The organism is Riemerella columbina, assembly GCF_030517065.1.
Classification (GTDB): domain Bacteria; phylum Bacteroidota; class Bacteroidia; order Flavobacteriales; family Weeksellaceae; genus Riemerella; species Riemerella columbina_A.
This window is the reverse complement of sequence record NZ_CP103950.1, coordinates 1,813,418-1,837,372: the sequence shown is the minus strand read 5'-3', so window position 1 is coordinate 1,837,372 and position 23,955 is coordinate 1,813,418. Positions and strand designations below refer to the sequence as shown.

The following is a 23,955-nucleotide window of genomic DNA, read 5'->3' as shown; positions in this document are numbered from 1 at the left end:
GGGTTATATACATTGGAGGTTAGGGTAAACTCAATATTGAAACTACCACATAAGAAAGTTTTTTTGTTAGTGGTGCTGTAGGTGGCGCCCGCTATTGTTGTGGTAATGGTTTTGTCAGCGCCACAGCTGTTTTCTGCTAAAAACTCATAAGTACCCGCAGGAAGTTCGCCTACTTTTGCTCTTCCGTCTGAGGTTATGGCTTGGTTAATGTTGACAGGATAGCTAGCAGAGTAAGCTGCAGGACCAGAGATAATACTTAGTGACGTGATGTTTCCTACTTGGGTATTGCTGGTCCCAACAATAGATAATCTGATGCCGCCCTCGGTGTTACACCCTGGTTTGGTATGTCAGCATAAAGTTTGGTTTCAGATGTAATTTTAAAGGTTCTGGTATAAGAATGCCCACAGTCGTCACTAAGTTTAACGGTGTAATTTCCAGAAGGTAGGCCATTATTGGCATTACCTAGTTGAAAAGAAGGCACATCGGTAAAGGTACCGGTATAGCTGCCATTAGGGAAATTACTACTATACTCCCAAGGTTTGAAATCACTAGGATAACTTTCAAAAGTAATTTTATAAGCAGGAGCAGCATAGTAAGGATTGAATGAAACATAAGAAACGCCACAATTTCCTGCAAGCAATCTATAGTCTAACCTCATTGTGGCAGTAGAAATATTATCTGTCTGTGTATAGGTATTGCCGCAATGATCTACTAAAGTCGCCTTTATAGAGAAGTTTTGGTTGTAATAGAAAGGAACATCCGTAACAACCATCCCATTATCGCTCGCGTTATTCATAGTATAGTTTTTTGTGGTTACGCTACCATCGGGCGCTGTAATCTCATAGGTAATGTTGATAGGAAATTTATCACTAGGAATCACTAAAGAGTTATTTCTTTTAATTTGAATAGAGTGACTAAAGGTATCACAGCTGCTCAGGTAGTTAAAGCCTAGTTGGTTGGTTGCAGCTCTATTAAATGTATAATTATTGGTTTCTGCGGCTAGTGTAACAGACTTGGCTACAGCGTTTCCGCAGACATCTTTTACAACAATATTATAAGCCCCTGCAGGCACATTGCTGAAAATATTACTGGTCTGCTCTGGTCTCACATTGCTTCCAGAAGTGGTATTAAGGGTATAGGTGGCGGGAGAGCCTTGGGTGGTATTAACAACAATATTAGTTAGCCCACAACTTTTGTCACTGATATCAAAAGAAAAAACCAAAGGTTTAAAATTGTTTGATATTTTGAAGGCGGTATTCTTGGTGGTGGTATTACCATTAAGGTTTTCATTGGTTACCCAAGTGTAATCTCCAGCAGGGAGGTTCACCTCTTCATACTCATAGGTAGAGCCAGTGGTTGTATTGCCGCTAATGGTTCTATAAGGTGAAGATGAGTCGGGGAGTTTATAAATTAAAAACTCTAATGTCGCACCAGTAGTAGTATTGGTGATGCTCACTTTGGCTTTCCCATCGCCGTTACAAAACTCTGGCGAGGTACTTACAGATTGATTGAACTGCGCCCAGTAAAATAAGGGCATCAGCAATAGTAGAAAAATTTTTCTCATGCAAAATCAATTTATATTATAAATAAATGAAAATATTTTGGGCAAAAATAGACAAACTCTTTTGGTGTTAAATTAACATTTGTTAATTCAAAAAAGAGGGTTTATAGTATGATAATCAGGTTTTATGAGCTTTTAAAGGGAAAATAAAACGGTTATATTGTTACTTTTTTTATTATTTTTTCTTATCCTAGATAAAGATACAGGGGATATATTGAGCCTAGAGGCAATGTGCTTTAGCGGAACTATTTTTAGCAAGTCGGGAAACCTTTCCTCAAATAATTGGTAATTATCCGCCACATCATTCCTTACAAAGAGGTCTAATATTTCATAAGTTCTTAATAAATATTTGCTTAGGATATCATTAAGGATTAAAGACCATTCGTGGAACTCTGCGCATAGGGCGTCTAGATCTTTCTTTTTGATACAAATAACCTCCGAATCTTGGTAGAGATGGATGTTGCATTGGCTTTTCTCGTGGGTGAAAAAGGTTTTGAGATCGGTTAGGAACATAGCGGGAGATTCTATCCATTCTGTGGTTTCGTTGCCTTCTGCATCTTCGGTGTAGCATCTGGTGGCAGAGTCTTTAGCGTAGAAGATAAAATCGCAATAATCGCCATTAGAGACAATGAAATCTCCTGCCGACATCAATTTTGAATAAAAGAGAGGAATGGCTTTATTGAGCGCTTTTGGGCTCAAGGGGATAGTGAAACCCTGTAGTAGAGCCTTGATGAAGTCGTTTTTGTTTTTCATGATACTATTGTTTTAATGCTGGGGAGAAGATCTAGGTGACAACCAATTGTATACTCAGTTTTTCCAAAGTTTTTTTTATTTCTTCGCTGGGGGATTGGTCGGTAATAAGGCAGTCTATATTCCTTAGCGAGCAGATTTGCCCTAAGCCCTTTTTGCCAAATTTAGAATGGTCGGAAAGGATATAGGTTTTGCTCGCATTTTTAATCATCATCCGGTTAAGGTGAGCTTCCGCTGTGTTAGAGGTGGAGATACCAAAATCTAAATCAATACCATCTACGCCCAAGAATAGCTTATTGGCAGAGATTTCTTCCATAAACTTCTGTGCCACAGGTCCCACGGTAGATTGGGAGGAGCGCCTTACCTCTCCACCAATTTGAATAACGGCAATTTTTTCGTACTGAGAGAGCATATTCGCAATGAGGAGAGATGAGGTAATCACCGTAACGGTTTTATCTTTTGGGAAACTCTCCACCATATTCAGCACCGTAGTACCGGAGCCCAAGATCACCACATCATGATCCTCTATAACCTCAGTTGCGGCAATGGCAATTCTGTTTTTTTCAGATTTGTTAAGGTGTTGTTTATGGCTTATAGGTCTATCCACCACATAAGGGTTCACCAAGCTGGCGCCGCCGTGGTTTCTAAATAAAAGCCCCTTTTTTTCTAAGACTTTAAAGTCTTTCCTAATCGTCACTTCAGAAACTTCTAAAGCCTTAGCCAATTCCGAAACCAAAACATGATTCTCCTGCTTTAGTTGGTCTAAAATATACTGATGTCTTTTAGTGATATTCATTATAATAATAAAATATAACCAGCCAAATATAATAAAAATATAATAAAACAAAAATGAACGATAAAGAGATGATAAATTTCATATTGTTTCGTTTGGTTTCATATGTCTATATTTGTGGAATTAAAAACAACAAATGAGAATGAATATGAAACGAAGCGAAATTTTAAATTCTTTTGAAATTCAAAATCAAGAGATTTGGGATGTGGTGGTAATAGGCGGCGGCGCTACAGGATTAGGCGTTGCTATAGACTCCGCGTGTAGAGGTTACAAAACATTGCTTTTAGAGCAGAGTGATTTTGCTAAATCTACCTCCAGCAAGAGTACCAAACTGGTGCACGGTGGTGTGCGCTATATGGCACAAGGGTATATAGATTTGGTGAAAGAAGCCTGCAAAGAGCGCGGACTATTGCTTAAGAATGCACCGCACCTTACTAAAAATATGACCTTCGTTATTCCTATCTATACTTGGTTAGACCGCTGGATGTACACCATAGGATTGAAATTTTACGATTTCTTAGCAGGAAAGTTGAGTTTAGGAAAGTCACACTTTATCAATAAAGAAAAAACCATCCAGCACCTGCCAACGGTAAAAAAACAAGGGCTCAAAGGCGGGGTGGTTTATCATGATGGGCAGTTTGATGATGCTCGCTTAGCACTAAATTTAGCACAGACGGCTATTGAAAAAGGCGCTACAGTTCTCAATTATGCTAAGGTGACCGCCCTCTCTAAAGATGAACATCAGCAGTTGAATGGTCTTCGTTTTCACGATGAGATTTCTAAAAAAAACTATGAGGTTAGAGCAAAAGCGATTGTGAATGCCACGGGAGTCTTTGCGGATACCATCAATAGAATGGACCACGGCACAGATAAAAAGACCATTAGCCCAAGCCAAGGGATACACCTAATGATTGATAAAAAATTCTGTCCCACAGATTCCGCCATTATGATACCTAAAACCGAGGATGGTAGAGTGCTATTTGCTGTGCCTTGGCATAATAAAATTATTTTAGGAACCACAGATACCCCAGTAAAACACGAATCATTAGAGCCTAAAGCTTCGGAGAAAGAAATAGACTTTATTTTAGATACGGCTAAAAATTATCTTCAGCCAGCACCTACACGCGCTGATATAGAGAGTGTTTTTGCAGGGTTAAGACCTCTGGCGGCAGCGGAAGAAGGTCAAAAAACAAAAGAAGTTTCCCGTAGCCATAAGCTTATTGTCGCGCCGTCTCGCTTAGTGAGCATCATCGGAGGGAAATGGACAACCTATAGAAAAATGGCAGAAGATACCATGGATAGGATAGAAGAGGTTATGCAATGGAAAAAAATAAATTCTAACACAGAGCATTTAAAAATTCATGGCTATCGGGAAGGGGTGTCTCAAACAGATGAGCTCTATTTCTACGGAAGCGATGAGGAACCATTAAAAAAGTTAGCCGCAGAAACCTCTTATGGGAACGAATATTTGAGTCCATCGTTAGGCATCAGAAAAATACAAGTGGTGTGGGCGGTAAGAAAAGAAATGGCTGTTCATGTGGAAGATGTTTTGGCTAGAAGAACCAGAGCACTACTTTTAGATCAAGAGGAAGCCGTGAGAATCGCTCCAGAAGTGGCTAAAATTATGGCGGAAGAACTACATAAAGACCAAACTTGGATAGATGCAGAATTAGAGCATTTTAATCATGTGGCAAGCATTTATCACTAAACAATATAAAATAGTAATTGATATATGATGAAATCATTTTTATCTCCACCTAAGCATATACCTCTACTACCCAAAGAGCAGATAGATAGGGTGTATAAGAGTAAAAGACTACAAGTTTTTATAGGAATATTTGTAGGTTATGCGGGGTATTATCTCGTAAGGAAAAATTTCTCCTTAGCTATGCCTCATTTAGAAGAGACGGGCTTTTCTAAAGCAAGTTTAGGGTTGGCATTGTCTGCTAATGCAATAGCTTATGGGCTTTCTAAGTTCATTATGGGAGGAATTTCTGACCGTAGTGATGCTCGTAAGTTTTTAGCTTTGGGGCTTATTCTATCCTCCTTGGTTACATTTCTTTTAGGGACTAGTTTGGGATTATCCTCCATTACGATTATGTTTATCCTTCAGTTTCTCATTGGGTGGTTCCAAGGAATGGGCTGGCCACCAAGCGGTAGGGTTATGACGCACTGGTTCTCCCAAAACGAAAGAGGAACTAAAATGTCTTTTTGGAATGTCGCTCATAATGTTGGGGGAGGTTTGCTTGGTCCCCTGGTGGTATATGGAACTTTGTGGTTTGGATCTTGGGAGGTAGGTACTTTTTGGTTTCCAGCGGTTATAGGCATTATTATCGCGCTAATATCTTTACTTTTGGTTAGGGATACCCCGCAGTCTTGTGGCTTACCTCCAATTGAAGAATACCGCAATGATTATCCTAAAAATTATTCAGAGCATTCGGAGGAGGAACTTACCGCTAAAGAGATCTTCTTTACTTATGTTCTCAAAAATAAAACGCTATGGTTTATTGCGTGGGCTAATGCCTTTGTGTACTTGGTTCGGTATGGGGTGTTAGATTGGGCACCTACTTATCTTCAAACCGTTAAACATTATAATATTAAAGAAATAGGTTGGGCATATTCTGCCTACGAATGGGCGGCTATTCCAGGGACCATTGTTTGCGGATGGCTTAGTGATAAGGTGTTTAAAAAACGCTCTGTTACCACTATGCTCTATATGGCATTGGTAATGGTGTTTGTATTCATTTACTGGAAAAATATGGATAGCAAACTTTTGGATAGTATTGCGCTAATTGCTATTGGATTTTTAATCTATGGTCCTGTAATGCTCATAGGCGTGCAGGCATTAGATTTAGCACCTAAAAAAGCAGCTGGTACAGCAGCAGGGCTCACAGGATTACTCGGTTACCTTGTTGGGACAGCCATCTTAGCTAATATTACCATTGGTTATTTGGTGGGGCACTACGGTTGGGATGCTGGCTTTATACTTCTTATTGTAGCCTGTCTATTGTCCATTCTATTTGTAGCATTCACCTATAAAGAAGAAACGGAATTATTAAACTCTAAATCATAAAAACTTTAACTCAAATAAATTTTCATTATGCTAAAAAATGTACTAAAAGCAAGCGTAGCCGTATGTTTAGTAACTATGGTGTCTTGTAATGCAGATCGGGAAGTACAGAATCCTGATGTTGATGCAACAAAAGTAGAGGTGAAACAGCTTTCGCCAGAGATGATTAAAGTGCGAGATTATGTGCCAGAAAATGCCGTAATTGCACACAGAGGCTCCACATTCTGGACGCCAGAGGAAACAGAAGCCGCATTTAGATGGGCAAGAGAAACAGGCGCTGACTATATGGAAGCAGACTTACAAGTTTCTAAAGACGGCGTGATCTTAGCCCTTCATGATGACAACTTGAAGCGGACCACAAATATTGAAACCGTTTATGGTGAGCATTTACCATCAACAAGAAAACAATATTACTTAGATTTAGGCTACACCTCTGCAGAGGCAGACCAAATGGTAGCAGATGACCAAAAGAATTTTTACCCTAACCTACCAAGCTCTTACACCTATGAGGAATTATTGAAATTAGATGCTGGAACATGGTTTAATGAGGTTAACCCAGAAAGAGCCAGAGCAGGCTATACAACACAGCACCAGTACATTTCTTCTTTAGAAGATATGATTATGTATGCCAGAGGTTATAAACTCAAAAGAGATGCTAACGGAGAGCGTGTGGCTACAACCAAAGTACTAACCACGGAGGTGATGTCTCATCCACTATCTGGTGCCAAAGAAAAAAGAGTAAAATACACCACGCAGTATGTGGTAGATGACCAAGATACAGGGAACCGCCCAGGGATTTATGTTGAGTTTAAAGAACCGTGGCTCAACCCTGCAGAGTTTGAAAAAATGGTGTATGATGAGTTGGATCAATACAATATGAACATCATCACAAAACCAGAAGCGGAGAATACACCATTCTATATCAATGGTAAAGTAAATGTAGGAAATACCAATGGTAAAGTGATTTTACAAACCTTCTCACTACAAAGTTTAAAGAGAATAAAAGATTTCTTTAAAGGGCAAGTGCCTATGTGTTTCTTATTATGGAAAGGTACAGGTGCTACAGATATGTCTGATGATTCTCCTCAGGGGTACGCCTCGTTTATTAACTTAGGGGTAGATAATTTAGCCCATTTTGCAGGGCCATCTATTGCAGGGGCGCCTAACAATTATCCAGAATTACTTAAACCTTGGCAAGCAGACCTTATCAGACGCTCTAATATGAAAATTCACCCTTATTCTTTTGATACCAAAGATCAAATGAAAAAATACTTCGGAGATTATAACTTTGGCAATAGCATAGGTAACTTGGCAGCACCACCATATTGTGATGCTATGTTTACCAACAGAGCTGAAGAAACACTACATTATTATGTGGAAAAAGGCGTAAGAAATAAAAATGCCGCTCAGAATGTACCAGACTCTTCAGAACTACTTAAAAGATTAGGATACTAATACATATTATTAACAAATCAAGACAGAGGGGCCACCTCTAACTTATTATAATTATTAAACTTATGAAAAAGAATATCATACTGATAGCATTACTTTCCTTAGGTATTTCAGGACAAGCATTGGCACAAGATAGAGCCGCTATCAAACCTTATTATATTTATGACAATCCGGAAGACGATGTTAAAATCACATTAGGTGCCAGATTCATTACAGATTTAGCTTATAACAGCAGTGATTTTACCCCAGTAAGATCCGGTGCAGACATCTCAGATGCCCGTGTAAGAACCTCTCTAACTTACAAAAACTGGTATTTCTATGGCGATTTTGATTTCGGTGGAGGTAAATTCCATCAGCGCAATCTCTTTGTAAGATATTATTTAAAAAATGACGAACAAAGTTCTAAGAGCATCAAGTTCGGATACTACGCAGAGCCGTTTTCTATGAACCTGAATACCAGTGAGTATGCTATGAAGTTCATCAACCGTCCTACTACGGTAAACGCTTTAGGGAACTTCCGTGCTTTGGGGGTTACTTATAAATATTATAACAACCACTTCTTCTCAGACCAAGGGATATTTACCGAAGATGTCTTAGAAAATAAAAAACCAGCAGGTAACCAAAGCTGGAACCTCACAGGGCGCTATGTTTACATCCCAGTAAATAAACCAGAACTTACCGCTCATATTGGTACATCTTTAAGATACAGACAAATCAACGGAGGAGAGCTCATTAACGAAGGCAGAACACTAAAAACCAACCTTAATGTATCATCAGCATTAGAAATGGGAGACCACAATAAAGAATTCCTTAATGCTAATGTGCCATGGGCTAAAAACCTTTACAAAATAGGTTTTGAAGGATTGGTGAAAACGCCAAGATTCTTTGCGCGTGGAGAGTATATGATGCAGAAAATAACCAAGCAAAGACCTGATCAAGAGCTGTTTGATGCTCAGTTAGGTGGCGTTTGGAGCTGGACCACACTTAAGAGCTGGCAAAAAGCCAACCCGCTTGGAGATTCTAACTTTGATGGTGGTTACTTAGAATTAGGCTACTTGCTTAATAACAAATCCAACTATAAATACAATAAGGAATTCGCATTGATTAGTGGGAACTATGAGCCAGGAGCTTTAGAATTAGTCGCAAGATACAGCTACACTAACCTAAACGATATCAAGGATGGAGATGTGTTCCTAAAAGGTAAAAATAAATTTTATCCAGATGGCAATATTACCGACTACCCTAATGAATCATTGAGTATTGCAGGAGGGAAGGCGCATGCCGCTACCGTAGGGCTTAACTACACCATTAACAGGCATGCCATCATATCTGCGGGATATACCTATACCAATTTAGATAATCCATATTACCCAGATGATAAAAACTTCCATTCTGTACAAGCAAGAATGATGTTCTCTTTTTAAAGATCATTTATCTTTAAAGTAATGTAAATGAGGTTATATTTAATATAGCCTCATTTTTTTTGATGATATAATGGCGTAAGTCAATAAAAAAGGCTGTTATAAATAACAGCCTTTTTTGTAATCATTTTTATCTCATCCCACCAGATAAAACTTCTCCAGCTCTTCTTCGCAGAGGGTTTTGATGACCTCTATCCAGCGGTCTTCATCATTAAGGCAAGGGAGGTAGTGGTAAGCGCTCCCTCCAGCGTGCAGAAATTCCTCTTTTCCTTCTATAGCGATTTCTTCCAAAGTTTCCAAACAGTCGGAGACAAAGGCAGGACAACAGATGGCTAACTTTTTAACCCCTTTTTGTGGCAGGGCAGCCAGAGTTTCATCCGTATAAGGCTCTATCCATTTATCTTTTCCCAACCGAGATTGAAACGAAATCACCGTTTTCTCCTTGGGGATGTTGAGCTTCTCAATTACCAGCTCTGTGGTTTTAAAACATTGATGCCTATAGCAAAAAGAATGGCTGGGATTGTCTTCCCGAGAGCAACAATCGTTGAGGTTGCAGGTATGGGTAGGGTCGGTTTTGTAGAGGTGCCTCTCAGGAACGCCGTGATAAGAAAACTGCAACGCATCAAACTCGGCAGGGAGCTTCTCTTGGAGGCTTTCCGCAAGACAATTGATGTAGATTTCTCGGTTATAGAAAGGCTGCACATAGTTTATTCTAATCTTCGGGAAATACTTTTTACGAACCTCTTCCGCTTTCTCTATCACGGTTTCTGTGGTGCTCATAGCATACTGAGGATAGAGCGGAAACAGCACAATATCCGTTACCCCTTGGTCTACCAATTCTTGGATGCCGTGTTTTATGCTGGGCTCGGCGTAGCGCATACCGATGGCTACTGGGAGGTCTACACGCTGTTGGAGTTTTTGTTTAATTTTCTCTGTGTAGACAATCAGTGGAGAGCCTTCTGGCGTCCAAATACTCTCATAGGCAGCGGCAGATTTAGGCGGGCGCGTGTTCAAAATAATACCACGAACCAAGAGTGCACGGAAAAACCAGCGGTAGTCTATCACCTTTTCATCCATTAGGAATTCATCTAAATAGCTTTTAACATCCGCTACCTTTGTCGATTTTGGCGAACCTAAATTTACTAATAATATACCTTTTTTTGCCATAGATTTTAGAGAGAAATTGGGGTTGTTGATATTGCGTTTTTTTTATTGAGAGGCGTTATCCATTAACGGCTTCCACCTTTTCTACTAAATCTGGCACAAATTGTTTCAGAATATTTTCTATACCACCTTTCAGCGTTGCGGTAGAGCTTGGGCAGCCACTACACGCCCCTTGGAGGAGCATTTTTGCCGTTTTGGTACTTTCATCATATTCAATGAGTGAGATTTTCCCTCCATCATTTTCCACTGCAGGCGCAACATATTCATTAAGAATATCGCTGATTTTCTGTTCTTGGTCGGTATATTCACGGTTGATAATTTGCTCCACAGGATTTTCGTGGGCTTGTGGTTTAAGGCGAGAAATTTCGCCGCCATTTTGTAAATATTCCGCAATAAAGGCGCGTACAGCCACCATAACCTCGTGCCATTGTACAGAATCATCTTTCGTTACCGCTACAAAGTTATCCGAGATAAACACCTCTTGAGCAAAGTCAAATTCATCAAAAATAGCTTGTGCTAAAGGCACTTCTTGCGCTTCCGATCTTGATTTCACTTCCACAAAGCCATCAATCAGCAGCTTGGAAGACACAAATTTCATCACTGAAGGGTTCGGAGTCATCTCCGCATAGATTTGATACGCTATTTTCGCTTTGGCTTTATAAATTCTTGGGTTGGCGAGGAGTTCATCTTCAATTACATTTTTCAAATTCTGGGCAACATGCTCCCATTCTACCGTATCTTGCTTGGCTACCGCCACAAAATTAGCCGTGATGAAAATCTTATCCACAAAAGGATAATTAAACAACTCCTGAGCCAGAGGAATTTCGGAAATATCCGATTGTCTATCCAGCTCCAGTGCCCCAGGGATCAGGGTATAGTCGGCAATAAATTTCATCACCTTTGGGTTTTCTGTGGCTTCTATAATGATGTTTCGCATTTTTATAATTAAATTTGGAACTGCAAAAATAAACAAACCAAATGAGACCAAAGCGTAGTCGTTTTAGTTTTTTTCAATGAAAGCGAGAGATAAAGGCTTTGGCGCATAACTTAATTTTAAAAATAACCAAGACTATGGCACTAATTAGAACCCTTTTAGGCAAAACACCACAAATTGGCGAAGACACTTTTTTAGCCGAAAACGCTACCATCATCGGCGATGTACAAATGGGAAAAGAATGCAGCATCTGGTATAATGCCGTGATCCGTGGCGATGTACATTATATCAAAATGGGCGACCGTGTGAATGTTCAAGACAACGCGATGCTCCACTGTACCTATCAAAAATACCCACTGACCATCGGCAATAATGTATCTATAGGGCATAATGCCATTGTGCACGGCTGCACGCTCCACGACAATGTATTGATTGGAATGGGCGCCATTGTGATGGACAATTGCGTGGTAGAGAGCAACTCTATTGTGGGCGCAGGCTCCGTGGTAACCCAAGGCACACACATCAAATCTGGCGAGGTTTGGGGTGGCATTCCAGCCAAGAAACTCAAAGATATTTCCCCTGAATTATTGGAAGGCGAGGTCAATAGAATCGCCCAAAATTATGTCAAATATTCCAGTTGGTATAAGGAGGAATAATAGCGGAATACCAGATCCAAAGGGCGTTTTATCATCTATTTTAATTGAAATAAAAGAGCCGCAGTGCGCCATTTAGGCAAGGATTTTGCAAGGGGAGAAGCCGAGCATCAAACACGATTGATTTCATAGGCGATAAATGTTGAACCGAATAAAATCCACAGATAGATGAAACAAAAAAACGCTTTTTGGGAAATATTAAAAACCACTTTTAAGGAATGGAACAACTCGCCCGCTTCTCGGGATAGTGCGGGCTTGGCATATTATGCGATGTTCTCGCTGCCAGGGTTGCTCATCATTATCATTTGGATTGCAGGCTTATTTTTAGGCGATGATAATGTGCGACAAGAACTCCTAACCAAGATGAGCGAGGTCATCGGCAAAGATTCCACAGAAAATTTCACAGAAATGATAACCAATGCCTTGGCAGACGGCAAAAACTTCTGGATGAAGACCGTGGGTGTTTTAGCATTAATCTTCGGTGCAACAACTTTATTCTTTAACCTCCAACAATCGTTGAACAGGGTGTGGGGCGTACGCCAAGCCTCCACCGAAACCATTAAAGAATACATAAAAGACAGAGGCTTAGCCTTTTTGTTAATCGTGGTGATTGCCCTTTTATTCTTAGCGAACTTATTAGCAGCATCGCTATTGTCCGCGTCTAATGTATGGCTGGAGCAGCACTTTGGCACTTCCGTAACTTTGGCATTCAGCGTGGTCAATTTTATCATCAGCATAGGGTTAATCACCCTTTTGTTTATGTTTATATTCAAATATATGCCAGATATATCCATCTCGTGGAGGGCAGTATGGGTGGGCGCCTTGCTCACGGCAATATGGTTTGAAATAGGGAAGTATCTCATCGGTTTTTATTTTGAATACTCCAAGCCATCATCGGTCTTTGGGGCGGCAGGCTCCTTGATTTTGGTGATGATATGGATGAACTACATCTGCCAGATCTTATTCTTGGGCGCAGTATTTACTAAAGTCTACGCACAGCACAAAAATTACGAGATAAAACCCTCCGAAGGGGCGGAATGGATACCCCAACACTAAAAATAGAGCACAAAACTAACGGAATACCAAATCTGAAATAAATTCCGTACTTTCGCTCTATGAATTCGGACATCTTTGAGCTTTTAGAATTTACCAATCGCTCCGTTTTTTTAACGGGCAAAGCAGGAACAGGAAAAACCACCTTTCTAATGGACTTCGTGAGGCGTACCAAGAAGAGCCATATCATTCTGGCGCCCACGGGCATCGCCGCGATTAACGCTGGAGGAGTCACGATACACGCGATGTTTGGCTTACCATTGCGCGCGTTCTTTCCAACACATGATAGGGTGGATGAGCGCTTGGGCAATAACATCGCAGACTTGTTCAAGCACTTCAGATTCCGAAAGAATAAGCTCAAACTACTCCGTGAGGTGGAGTTAATCATCATTGATGAGGTCTCAATGCTCCGCGCCGATGTCTTAGATATGATGGATTTCGCCCTAAGGCACATCAGAAGGAACGGAAAGCCTTTCGGAGGCGTGCAGATGCTCTTCATTGGAGATTTACACCAGCTGCCACCAGTGGTAAGAGATGAAAACATCCTCCGTGAGTATTACAAAACCCCGTTTTTCTTCAGCGCTAAGGCGTTAGAGAACTTAGAACTCATCACCATAGAGCTCACCAAGGTTTACAGACAAAAAGATGAAGATTTTTTAAAAATCCTCAATGAAATTAGAGAAGGGCACCTGAGTGATGAAGGCTACCAACAGCTCAATGAACGCTACCTCCCCGATTTTGAACCCCAGAAGGAAACCTATGTCTATTTGACCTCGCATAATAAGATGGCGGATAGCATCAACCAGAAAAAACTCCAAGAACTCAAAGGAAAATCTTATACTTATAAAGCCAAAATCACTGGCGAGTTTAAAGAAAACCAGTACCCTAACGATGAGGAGCTGGAGCTTAAAGTCGGTACACAGATTATGTTCATCCGCAACGATGCCAGTGGCGAGCGCCACTATTATAATGGCAAACTCGCAGAGGTTATGGTGCTCTCTCCCACAGAAATTACCGTCCTGATAGAGGGCGATGACAAAACTTATACCCTAAAAAAAGAAACTTGGGAAAACAAACGCTATACCTTGGGCGAAGACAAGAGCGTGGAGGAGGAAGTCTTAGGCAGTTTTGAGCAATATCCTATCCGTTTGGCGTGGGCGGTCACCATCCACAAGTCCCAAGGGCTTACTTTTGATAGGGTGATTATAGATGCAGGGCAATCCTTTGCCTCGGGGCAGGTTTATGTAGCACTTTCGCGCTGCCGCACCCTCCAAGGCATCATTCTCAAATCCGAAATTACCAAAAATGCCGTATTTAATGACCGCCGTGTTAATCGCTTTCAAGACGATACCCACGCCAACGAGCGCATCACCGAAATCATCAACACCGAAAAGCACGCTTACGCCTTAGATAAGGTACTCTCTCGCATAGAGCCGCTTTGGTTTGAGCGGGATTGGGGCAATTGGTACAATCAAGCCTTGGTCTCTCGCGATTTAAACCGCCGCAAAGCCGAAAAACTTTACCAAGCCCTCCTCCCTAAGCTAAAAAATTGGAATACCATCTATGAGAAGTTGCAAAAGATTATCGCCGCAAAGGTGCATAAGATGGGGCAAGGGCAGGACACTTGGCAGAGCATAGAAGAGAAAACCCGAGGCGCCGTTAATTTCTATTATAATGAAGTTCACAACGAATTCTTTACACCCATTAAGCATTTTTATGCCGAAACCAAAGGCGCCAAGGGCTTAAAGGCGTTCAACGAGGTTACCCATACCCTTTTAGAAGACTTAGAGGACTACCTCAACCAGCTCAAAACCGCCCATTTAATGGAAACTGCCCTCTTTGATGCGCAGAATGACACCAAAGTAGAAATCAACGCTCTAAAAGTGCCCACGCATATCCTCACTTTTCAACTTTTTGAGCAAGGCAAGACCATTGCAGAGATTGCCGAAGAGCGCAACTTGGTGCCTTCTACCATTTATGGACATCTGGCGAAGTTCGCTGAGCGTGGATTATTAGATTTGAGCCGAATCATTAGCAAAGAGAAAGATCAACGCTTCCGTGAACAGTACCAGAAAGCCCCACAGGAGAACCTTAACGATTGGAAAAAGCACCTCCCAGAAGATTTTGAATACCACGAAATACGCCTCCTTTGGAACCACTACCGTTATTTAGATGAAAAACAAGCCGAAGACCACCCAGAGGACTAAAACAAGGCTAATGAGCATCAAAATAATATCTAAAATCGATAAAATAACCCTCCAAAGCCTTAAAATAAAGCCTCAAAAGGCAAAAACAAACCTCCACACCTATATTAAATAGGAATGGAGGTTTATTTTAATAATCGCTGTCTTCTAGTTGGAAAAGATCTTCCACGCGTTTACCAAAAACTTTAGCAATTTTGAGCGCCAATAGGGTAGAAGGGATATATTTCCCCGCTTCTAAGGCATTAATGGTCTGCCGACTTACACCAATTTGCTTTGCTAAGGCTTCTTGTGTCAGTTGGAGGATAGTCCGCTCTATTTTGATGTTATTTTTCATAATTTTTAGACAAAAGATAACGAAAACGAAAGATATAAAGCAACAAAGGCAAAAACGCTTGCAATAAAATGACCTCCAAAAAGATAAGACCATATAAAGTCAAGTACAGCATAAGGAAAACTACATAACTAACGAGCAAACTCCATAACACAGCGCGCAGCCTAAGGCTCGCAATATACTCATCTTCCTCTTTTTCTTGGCTAAAACCGACCAAAAGCCCACCAATAATCACCAAAACAGCCACCAGATTGATAATAGGCGTCCGAACGAGCGTAAAAGAAGCCTCATCATTAAGCCATTGGTTAGAAAAAATTGCAGGTACCGTTATTTGCCATTGTTCGAGCAGGCTAAGCCAAGCCCATTCATCACCAGGCACCAAAAAACCAATAAAATAAACCACGCTAATCATTAGCGAAGGAACTAAAATTGCCTAACCTATCTTCTGATAATAGTTCGGCAGGAGAGAATAAGATTTCATAAGATGATGTTTTATAATATTTGCTTGCAAATGTAAAACAAATTTTACAAATTGACAAATAAACTTTACATTTTAACCAATTGAATGCCTACAATGCCACCAAGAATAAGCCAATAAATCTCCATTTTCTCCCAAAGACCAAAGATGAAAACAGAAATAGACATAATCTTCTTAAAAATACTCAATTTGAAGAGCGGAACAGAGAAAAAAATTAGCGGAATAACTTAAAAAGCATTCGGAATAACACAAAAAAGCAGCGGAATGGATAAGATAAAGGGCGGAATATACAAAAAATAGGGCGGAAAATAGAAAATGAATGTCGGAAAATAGCCCAAAAACAGCGGAAAATAAAATTAGTTGGCGGAAAATGAAAAAAAATATTCGGAATATAGAAAAGTTTCATATTTTTGTGTAAATTGCAACGGAAAAAATAATCTTATTAACAATAAAAAGTAAAGCGATGTCACAAAAAGTCTATTTTACCAACGAAGAAATGCTTCAAAATGCCGCAGTGCTCTTTAAAACCATTGAAACAAACAATGCCATCTCTACAAAATTAGATGATTATGGCTATAATACCGAAGAACTGACCAAAGGCAAAGCCCTTTATGAGAAAGCGCAAGCCCTCTACGGCACAAATAAGAAAGAAACCGAAGAGAAAAAGGTCGCCTACCTCCATTTTAAACAAAAAATGGATGAACTGACTAAAATCTATGCCGAGCACAGGAATAAAGCAAGATTGGTTTTCAAAAACAATCCCGAAGCCAAGATTTCCTTAGGGCTAAATATCAAAACGGCAACTGCTATTTTGGTTCTATTGGAGCAGATTACCGCATTTTATACCCACCTTGATGAGGTTGAGAGCCTAAGAACACCTTTGGCAAGGGTAAAAATTACCCAAGAGGATATTACTAATCAATTGGCTAAAGTGGTTGAAGTCAAAAATGCCTATACCACCTATGCTCAGGAGAAAAACGAAAGCGAGCAATCTACGAAAGACAAAAATAAAGCCTTCGCTGACTTAGACCATTGGATGAGAGAGCTCCACGCTTACGCTAAATATGCCCTAAGCGACCAAGAACAGTTCCTTCAAATATTTGGCAAGGCAGTGGAGTAGTCTAATTATAATTTTAAGAACTAAAACAATCCTTTTTAAAGCTTTTTTAGCCTCTGTCTCTCAGGGAATTCTATCATTTGTAATAAAATAGAAACCCTAAAAGGCGGAACATCTAATAAAAGTAAAGAAAGAAGCACTTTAAAAACGATAATTAAAAAATGGGCGTAGATCATGGTAAATCCAATAACCTAAAACTACGCCCATACTATTAAGAAGGATATCATCAACATCAAAAATACCCAATCGGCTAAAGTATTGCACTGCCTCTAAGATGATAATAGCACTCATCATATCAAAAACCAGCGGCTGCAACTTCTGATACTGAGGAAAAACCACGCCTAAAAACCCAAATGGCACAAAAAGCACCAAATTCCCCACAATATTGATAAAAACAGAAGACCAACGAATGCTATGCATCACAAAACGGAAAGTAGAAACCAGCGGTGCCAACCGAGCAATCGGCTGTGGATAAGGCACTCTCCCAAAACCAAAAAACATCAGATAAAGCACCAGCCCTGCATAGCCAATAATAAAAACCAAAAAGATTTTCCTTAGCATAAGCCACAAAAATACAAACAATTTCCCAAAAACACTTTTCAATTCTCCTAAAATACCAATCCTTATTCTAATAACACCCTCCAAAATCCCCAAAACATCAACCATTCTCCCAATAACAACTATCAAATCTCAAAAAATACTCTCCACTCTTAACCCTTTATCCCTTTTTATCCCCAAACTTTCCTTCCGACCTCCAATTTCGGAGGCGTTAAAAAATGGAAAAGCAAAAAGCGTTAAAAAAGTTTTCTTGTCTGAAGTGACGATAGGAGCAAGTTTTAAAACTTTTAGCTTTTTAGTTTCCATTTTAGCCGAGAAATTGAGTCTTGAGCTTTTGTTTCTTTTGGGTCAAGCCAAAAGAAAGGCGGAATAACTTCCAAAATTCCCAAAACATCAACCATTCTTCCAAATAATAACAACCTAATCTCTCAAAAGACTTAAAACCCTCAACCTTTCAACTTCCTTAATTCTAAAAATAACTCAAATGAGCTTAATAATAAGCACGCATTAACGACATAGGAATACGGAGGCGTTAAAAAAATTAAAGCCTTTGGCGTTAAGAAAGCTCTGTTGTTTGAGCGACGATAGGAGCGAGTTCCAGAGCTTTTAGGCAAAGGGCTAAATTTTTAGCCGTAGTCTTCCCCGCCTTGATTTTTGGTTCTTTTTATCAAGAAAAAGAACAAACCTAACAATCAATCGAGCGGAACAATCCCCAAAATCTCTAAAACAAGATCTTTAACCTCCCCTTTACCAATAAAAATTAAAACATTATCTTTGTTTCTCAAAACAACCCTTATGAAATACATCGTCTTAGCCCTCATTTCGGCATTATTGTTCTCCATTTCTTGGCCCACCTATGGCATTCCCTATTTTATATTTATTGCGTGGGTACCGCTACTGATGTTAGAGCACGAAATCACAAAATTTTCAAGCATAAATCACAAAAGTTGGGCAGTTTTTGGTTGCGCTTACCTCGCGTTTGTTGTGTGGAATGCCGTAACAACAGGCTGGCTCTACGAAGCAAGAAACCCAGATGGCTCACACGCTTGGTTTGCAGTAATTTTTCCCGTGGTGGTCAATGCGTTATTGATGAGCTTGGCGTTCCAGCTTTACCATTGGTACAAAAAGGCAAAAGGCACCTATTGGGGGCTCGCATTTTTTATCGCCATATGGATGTCGTTTGAGAAATTCCACCTCGCTTGGGAATTCACTTGGCCGTGGCTCAATTTAGGCAATGTTTTCGCAGAAAAACCACAACTCATCCAGTGGTATGACACTTTGGGCGCCACAGGCGGCAGTTTTTGGGTGCTAATAGTCAATGTTTGGGCATTTTATACCCTTAGAATCTGGGAAGCGGGTAGAAAATCCAAAGATTTAATAAAGAATATGGGCATACTGATCGCTTTGATGGGTGTTCCAATTCTCATTTCCTTAATAAAATACCAACAATTTGATGAAAAACCGATCGGCAAAGTCAGAGTGATGATGATGCAGCCGGATCTAAACCCCTACACCGAAAAATACCAAAAAGATAGCCTACAAATTGTTTCGGAACTTTTAGAATTAGCCCAAAACGATAAAACCCCTCAAATTGAGTATTACCTTGCCCCAGAAACCGCTTTCCCTGGCTATGGAGGGCTCTCAGAGAACGGACTGAAAGACAGCAAACAGGTTCAATTAGTGGAAAATTTTCTCCAAGCGCATCCCAAATCGGTATTTATGGGCGGCGTTTCCACTTATCAAATTAGAAATAGAGACCAAATAGAGGTAGAAGCCTATAATTCTGCCATACAGATAGAGCCACAAGGGCGTTATCAAGTCTATCATAAAGGGAAATTGGTGCCAGGAGTAGAGATTTTCCCTTATATTAAAGTCCTTAAACCTCTTTTAGGCGATGCGATGCTTAATTTTGGAGGAACGATCTCTTCTTTGGGACAAAGTGAGGAGCGCGTCGTATTCAGCAACCCATTTAATCAAGGGAAAATAGCCCCTATCATCTGTTATGAAAGCGTCTACGGCGAATTCGTTACCGATTATGTTAAAAAAGGCGCCAATTTCTTAGGAATAGTCACCAATGATTCTTGGTGGGGCATCTCGCAGGGGCATCGGCAGCTTTTGGCTTACGCACGACTGCGGGCTATAGAAAACCGCCGAGAAATAGCGCGCGCTGCCAACAGTGGAATATCTGCACACATCGATGCTAAGGGGAATATCTTAGAAGACACCTTTTATGGAGACCGCACGGTATTGGTTTCCGATATTCAGCTCTATAATGGCACTACTTTCTATACCCGCGCCGGCGATTTACTTTCCAGAATTTGTATTTTTGCCTTAGGCTTCCTCGTTTGCTATCTTTTTGTAGAAAAAATAAGAGGAAAGAGCGTATTTTAAGCGGAATTAAGGGATAAATCAATAAAAAATCCATACAATTGAATGTAATTGTATGGATTTTCATTTTAAATATTTAAAATTTAACTCAAAGTATAAGTAGTGCCGTCTTTGCCATCCTTCAGTTCTATGCCATAGGCGAGGAGTTGGTCTCTAATCTGGTCGCTGAGCTCCCAATTTTTAGCCTTTCTGGCTTGGTTTCTCAGATTGATGAGGATTTGTAGCGCTTGGTCTAACTTTTCGTTGTTATTTTCCTCGATGGTTTGCAAGCCTAAAACCTCAAAAACGAAATCGTGCATCAGGCGTTTTAGGGTTTCTAAATCTTGAGCCGAAATGGTCGCTTTTTGGTCTTTCAAGGCGAAGATCAACTTCACAGCTTCAAAGAGGTGGGCAATCAATATCGGTGAGTTGAAATCGTCCAACAATGCGGCATAGCATTTCTCTTGCCACTCGGAAACCTTGAATTCGGCATCTTCTTGGTCGTTCGGATTAGGAGTTAGTTGGTCTAAAATTTTAATGGCTTCCATCAGCCTTTGGAAACCTTTCTCACTGGCGATGAGCGCTTCGTTGGAAATATCCAAAACGCTTCTGTAGTGGGCTTGCATAAAGTAAAAACGCACCACGGAAGGATGAAAAGGCTTTTCAAAAAAATCATTATTGCCAGAAATGAGTTGAATAGGGAGGATGTAATTGCCGGTGGATTTGCTCATCCGCTGTCCATTCATTGTGAGCATATTGGTGTGCATCCAATAATTAACAGGCTCGGTATCATTGCAGGCTTTACCTTGTGCAATTTCGCACTCGTGGTGAGGGAATTTTAAGTCTAAACCGCCGCCGTGGATGTCAAATTGGTCACCTAAATATTTGGTGCTCATCGCGGTACATTCTAAATGCCAACCAGGGAAACCAGCGCCCCAAGGGGAATTCCAGCGCATAATATGCTGCGGCGAGGCATTTTTCCAAAGGGCAAAATCCTGCGGATTTTTTTTCTCGCCTTGACCGTCTAAATCTCGGGTGTTAGCAAAAAGTTCTTCTATATTTCTTCGTGAAAGCTCGCCGTAGTTAAGTCCGCGCTGGTTATAAGCCACCACATCAAAATACACCGAGCCATTGCTTTCGTAGGCAAAACCTTTGTCGATGAGTTTTTGTGTAAGCTCTATTTGTTCGATGATGTGTCCCGTAGCGGTGGGCTCAATAGTCGGTGGCAGGAGGTTGAATAAATCCAAAATGTGGTGGAAATCAACGGTATATTTCTGCACAATTTCCATCGGCTCCAGTTTTTCTAACCGAGATTGTTTAACGAAGCGGTCGTTGTTCACATCGCCATCATCGGTCAGGTGTCCTGCATCGGTAATATTACGAACATAGCGAACTTGGTAGCCCAAATGGAGGAGGGTACGGTAGATAAAATCAAAAGACATAAAAGTCCTAACATTGCCCAAATGGACATTATTATATACCGTAGGGCCGCAGACATACATCCCGATTTTGCCTTCTACAATGGGTTTAAAAATTTCCTTTTCTCCTGATAGAGAGTTGTATATTTTGAGTTCCAAAATAAGATAATTTTAAAAATGTATAATTCGTTGAGGGGGACCACGATTGCCGTGGCTTTTCTTTTAATCAAGCTTGGTGTGGCTGCCTACATAGTGCAGAAACTCTTGTCTCGTAATGGGATTGGTGCGGAAAATGCCGCTCAATTCTGCCGTAATGGTAGAGCTGGCGGTGTCTTTAATGCCGCGACAGTTCACGCAAAGGTGCTTGGCATCAATAATACACGCCACATCTTTTGTGCCGAGGGCTTCCTTCATCGCATCGGCAATTTGCATGGTAAGGCGCTCCTGCACCTGTGGGCGTTTGGCGTAATAATCTACAATTCTATTGATTTTAGAAAGTCCGATAACCTCGCCGTTAGAGATGTACGCCACATGGGCTTTCCCAATAATCGGTAGGAAATGATGCTCGCAGAAAGAATAAACGGTAATGTCTTTCTCCACCAGCATTTGGCGGTATTTGTATTTATTACTAAAAGTAGAGATGCCTGGTTTATTCTCAGGGAGGAGGCCGCCAAAAATTTCATTCACATACATTTTAGCCACGCGTTTTGGGGAGTCTTTTAGAGAGTCATCGGACATATCTAACCCCAGAGTATGCATAATTTCGGCAAAATGTTGCTCTATAATTTTTATTTTCTCCTCGGGTGTTTTTACAAAAGCATCTTCGCGGAGTGGGGTGTGCTCTTTGCCAGTAAAAACATCATCATCATTATCAAAAAAATCATTCATTTTAAAACGATATTAGAGAGCAAAATTAAGAAAATCTTTTGAGATAGCTGAATATTTTTGTTCCAAAAAGTGCGGAGTGATCAACTGAAACACAAGCAATAGACCGAGGTAAGCAACCGAAGGAGAAGATAAAAAAGAGGTCAGTGAAGGAATTTTTTTCAAAAATAATGAAATTGAAACTAAATTTCATATATTTGCACCGATTAATAATTTTTTAAATCTTATATATTATGTCAGACATTGCATCAAGAGTAAAAGCGATTATCGCTGATAAGTTGGATGTGGAGGAAACAGAAGTAACTCCAGAAGCTAGTTTCACTAATGATTTAGGCGCAGACTCGCTTGATACTGTGGAACTCATTATGGAATTTGAGAAAGAGTTCAATATCCAAATTCCTGATGACCAAGCAGAAAAAATTACTACAGTAGGGCACGCAATTACCTATGTAGAAGAAGTGGTAAACAAATAATTAACTTTTTTGTAAAAACTTAAAATTATGGAATTGAAAAGAGTAGTTGTAACCGGTTTTGGTGCTATTACCCCTATAGGAAATAATGCTAAAGAGTATTGGGAAAACCTAATCAAAGGTGAGAGCGGTGCCGCTCCAATTACTCTTTTCGATGCCACTAATTTTAAAACGAAATTTGCGTGTGAGGTTAAAAACTTCAATCCTTTAGACTTTTTTGATAAAAAAGAGGCTAAAAAAATGGATAGAAATACGCAATTGGGCTTAGTAGCAGCCCGCGAGGCTGTTGCCCATTCTGGGATTATAGAAGCCAATGTAGATAAAAATCGTGTTGGTGTGATCTGGGGGTCTGGTATTGGCGGTTTAGAAACTTTTGAAAACGAAGTTTTAGGCTGGGCAAATACAGAAATCCCGAGGTTTAACCCATTCTTTATCCCGAAGATGATTGCGGACATCACACCAGGGCACATTTCCATAGAATACGGCTTCCACGGGCCTAACTATACCACTGTGTCGGCTTGTGCATCTTCTGCGAATGCCATTATAGACTCTAAAATGCTCATCCAATTAGGAAAGGCAGATGTGATCGTTTGTGGTGGTTCAGAGGCTGCTGTTACAGCAAGTGGCGTAGGAGGGTTTAATGCGATGATGGCACTTTCTACCCGAAATGATGACCCAAAAACCGCTTCAAGACCGTTTGACAAAGACCGAGATGGCTTTGTTTTAGGCGAAGGCGCTGGCTGTATTATTTTAGAAGAATATGAACACGCCGTAAAGCGTGGCGCTACCATTTATGCCGAGCTGAAAGGCGGCGGTATGAGTGCTGATGCCCACCATATGACCGCACCACATCCAGAAGGTTTGGGTGCTTATTTGGTGATGAAAAATTGTTTAGAAGACGCTGGTGTAACCGCTGATGAGGTAGACCATATCAATATGCACGGCACTTCTACACCATTGGGCGATATAGCGGAGTCTAACGCGATTTCTCGCTTGTTGGGAGAGCACGCTTTTGATATTCAAATCAACTCTACAAAGTCTATGACAGGGCATTTGTTGGGCGCTGCAGGGGTTATAGAAGCCATAGCAGCCATCGGAACTATTGTTCATAATACGGTGCCACCAACCATCAACCACTTTACAGATGATGAGAAAATAGACCCTCGTCTCAACTTTACCTTCAACCACCCTGTGGAGAAGCAAGTGGACATTGCGATGAGTAACACTTTCGGTTTTGGTGGACACAATGCGTGTGTACTCTTTAAGAAAGTATAAA

The 23,955-nt window shown here is 40.5% G+C and carries 22 protein-coding genes; 11 read left to right on the top strand and 11 right to left on the bottom strand.

Annotated features, from left to right (window positions below):
• Positions 1-274 precede the first annotated feature (274 nt).
• The 3 genes from NYR17_RS08610 to NYR17_RS08600 form a co-directional block, all read right to left on the bottom strand.
• On the bottom strand, positions 275-1,564 hold the full coding sequence (locus NYR17_RS08610; RefSeq protein WP_302505305.1) for a hypothetical protein: 1,290 nt from the start codon (positions 1,562-1,564) through the stop codon (positions 275-277).
• Between the two features lie 132 nt (positions 1,565-1,696).
• Complete coding sequence (locus NYR17_RS08605) at positions 1,697-2,314, bottom strand: Crp/Fnr family transcriptional regulator (RefSeq protein ID WP_302505304.1); 618 nt, start codon at positions 2,312-2,314, stop codon at positions 1,697-1,699.
• A gap of 31 nt (positions 2,315-2,345) precedes the next feature.
• The gene (locus NYR17_RS08600; RefSeq protein WP_302505303.1) at positions 2,346-3,107 is read right to left on the bottom strand and encodes a DeoR/GlpR family DNA-binding transcription regulator; all 762 of its coding nucleotides are present in this window, start codon (positions 3,105-3,107) and stop codon (positions 2,346-2,348) included.
• A gap of 139 nt (positions 3,108-3,246) precedes the next feature.
• Here NYR17_RS08600 and NYR17_RS08595 point away from each other — a divergent pair, with 139 nt between their 5' ends.
• The 4 genes from NYR17_RS08595 to NYR17_RS08580 all read left to right on the top strand — a co-directional run bounded on the left by NYR17_RS08595 (position 3,247) and on the right by NYR17_RS08580 (position 9,050).
• Entirely contained in the window at positions 3,247-4,812 is a 1,566-nt protein-coding gene (locus tag NYR17_RS08595) for a glycerol-3-phosphate dehydrogenase/oxidase (RefSeq protein ID WP_367997953.1), read from the top strand.
• A gap of 24 nt (positions 4,813-4,836) precedes the next feature.
• The gene (glpT, locus tag NYR17_RS08590) at positions 4,837-6,177 is read left to right on the top strand and encodes a glycerol-3-phosphate transporter (RefSeq protein WP_367997951.1); all 1,341 of its coding nucleotides are present in this window, start codon (positions 4,837-4,839) and stop codon (positions 6,175-6,177) included.
• Positions 6,178-6,204: 27 nt separating this feature from the next.
• Entirely contained in the window at positions 6,205-7,629 is a 1,425-nt protein-coding gene (locus NYR17_RS08585; protein WP_302505302.1) for a glycerophosphodiester phosphodiesterase family protein, read from the top strand.
• 62 nt (positions 7,630-7,691) lie between these two features.
• Positions 7,692-9,050, top strand: coding sequence for a porin (locus tag NYR17_RS08580; protein ID WP_302505301.1), 1,359 nt, complete (start codon positions 7,692-7,694; stop codon positions 9,048-9,050).
• 132 nt (positions 9,051-9,182) lie between these two features.
• Here the strand turns inward: NYR17_RS08580 and hemH are convergent, their stop codons facing one another.
• A complete protein-coding gene (gene hemH / locus NYR17_RS08575) occupies positions 9,183-10,214 on the bottom strand; it encodes a ferrochelatase (RefSeq protein WP_302505300.1) in 1,032 nt (343 codons plus the stop codon).
• A gap of 55 nt (positions 10,215-10,269) precedes the next feature.
• A complete protein-coding gene (locus tag NYR17_RS08570; protein WP_302505299.1) occupies positions 10,270-11,148 on the bottom strand; it encodes a NifU family protein in 879 nt (292 codons plus the stop codon).
• Between the two features lie 134 nt (positions 11,149-11,282).
• On the opposite strand from NYR17_RS08570, the gene NYR17_RS08565 reads away from it, so the two are divergent.
• The 3 genes from NYR17_RS08565 (at position 11,283) to NYR17_RS08555 (ending at position 15,058) form a co-directional block, all read left to right on the top strand.
• Positions 11,283-11,801, top strand: a complete 519-nt coding sequence (locus NYR17_RS08565) for a gamma carbonic anhydrase family protein (RefSeq protein ID WP_302505298.1) — start codon at positions 11,283-11,285, stop codon at positions 11,799-11,801.
• A gap of 165 nt (positions 11,802-11,966) precedes the next feature.
• Positions 11,967-12,854 (top strand): YihY/virulence factor BrkB family protein, encoded by an 888-nt coding sequence (locus NYR17_RS08560; protein ID WP_302505297.1) that lies wholly within the window; start codon positions 11,967-11,969, stop codon positions 12,852-12,854.
• Positions 12,855-12,913: 59 nt separating this feature from the next.
• On the top strand, positions 12,914-15,058 hold the full coding sequence (locus tag NYR17_RS08555) for a helix-turn-helix domain-containing protein (RefSeq protein ID WP_302505296.1): 2,145 nt from the start codon (positions 12,914-12,916) through the stop codon (positions 15,056-15,058).
• Positions 15,059-15,185: 127 nt separating this feature from the next.
• Here NYR17_RS08555 and NYR17_RS08550 read toward each other — a convergent pair whose 3' ends face one another.
• Entirely contained in the window at positions 15,186-15,389 is a 204-nt protein-coding gene (locus tag NYR17_RS08550; protein ID WP_302505295.1) for a helix-turn-helix transcriptional regulator, read from the bottom strand.
• The gene (locus NYR17_RS08545) at positions 15,379-15,798 is read right to left on the bottom strand and encodes a hypothetical protein (RefSeq protein ID WP_302505294.1); all 420 of its coding nucleotides are present in this window, start codon (positions 15,796-15,798) and stop codon (positions 15,379-15,381) included. Before NYR17_RS08545 ends, NYR17_RS08550 begins: the two co-directional genes overlap by 11 nt.
• 529 nt (positions 15,799-16,327) lie before the next feature.
• Between NYR17_RS08545 and NYR17_RS08540 the strand changes: the two genes are divergently transcribed.
• Positions 16,328-16,984: a hypothetical protein gene (locus NYR17_RS08540; protein WP_302505293.1), complete on the top strand. Its 657-nt coding sequence runs from the start codon at positions 16,328-16,330 to the stop codon at positions 16,982-16,984.
• 138 nt (positions 16,985-17,122) lie between these two features.
• On the opposite strand, the gene NYR17_RS08535 is transcribed toward NYR17_RS08540, so the two are convergent.
• Positions 17,123-17,542, bottom strand: coding sequence for a VanZ family protein (locus tag NYR17_RS08535; RefSeq protein ID WP_302505292.1), 420 nt, complete (start codon positions 17,540-17,542; stop codon positions 17,123-17,125).
• 129 nt (positions 17,543-17,671) lie between these two features.
• The gene (locus NYR17_RS08530) at positions 17,672-17,845 is read right to left on the bottom strand and encodes a hypothetical protein (RefSeq protein ID WP_302505291.1); all 174 of its coding nucleotides are present in this window, start codon (positions 17,843-17,845) and stop codon (positions 17,672-17,674) included.
• Between the two features lie 489 nt (positions 17,846-18,334).
• On the opposite strand from NYR17_RS08530, the gene lnt reads away from it, so the two are divergent.
• Entirely contained in the window at positions 18,335-19,930 is a 1,596-nt protein-coding gene (lnt, locus tag NYR17_RS08525; RefSeq protein ID WP_302505290.1) for an apolipoprotein N-acyltransferase, read from the top strand.
• A gap of 80 nt (positions 19,931-20,010) precedes the next feature.
• Here lnt and cysS read toward each other — a convergent pair whose 3' ends face one another.
• Together cysS and folE are read right to left on the bottom strand one after the other, a co-directional pair.
• Positions 20,011-21,483 (bottom strand): cysteine--tRNA ligase, encoded by a 1,473-nt coding sequence (gene cysS, locus NYR17_RS08520; protein WP_302505289.1) that lies wholly within the window; start codon positions 21,481-21,483, stop codon positions 20,011-20,013.
• 63 nt (positions 21,484-21,546) lie between these two features.
• On the bottom strand, positions 21,547-22,212 hold the full coding sequence (folE, locus tag NYR17_RS08515) for a GTP cyclohydrolase I FolE (RefSeq protein ID WP_302505288.1): 666 nt from the start codon (positions 22,210-22,212) through the stop codon (positions 21,547-21,549).
• A gap of 230 nt (positions 22,213-22,442) precedes the next feature.
• Here folE and NYR17_RS08510 point away from each other — a divergent pair, with 230 nt between their 5' ends.
• Positions 22,443-22,682: an acyl carrier protein gene (locus NYR17_RS08510; protein ID WP_018675116.1), complete on the top strand. Its 240-nt coding sequence runs from the start codon at positions 22,443-22,445 to the stop codon at positions 22,680-22,682.
• A gap of 27 nt (positions 22,683-22,709) precedes the next feature.
• Positions 22,710-23,954, top strand: a complete 1,245-nt coding sequence (gene fabF / locus NYR17_RS08505; RefSeq protein WP_302505287.1) for a beta-ketoacyl-ACP synthase II — start codon at positions 22,710-22,712, stop codon at positions 23,952-23,954.
• The last annotated feature ends 1 nt before the right edge of the window (position 23,955 follow it).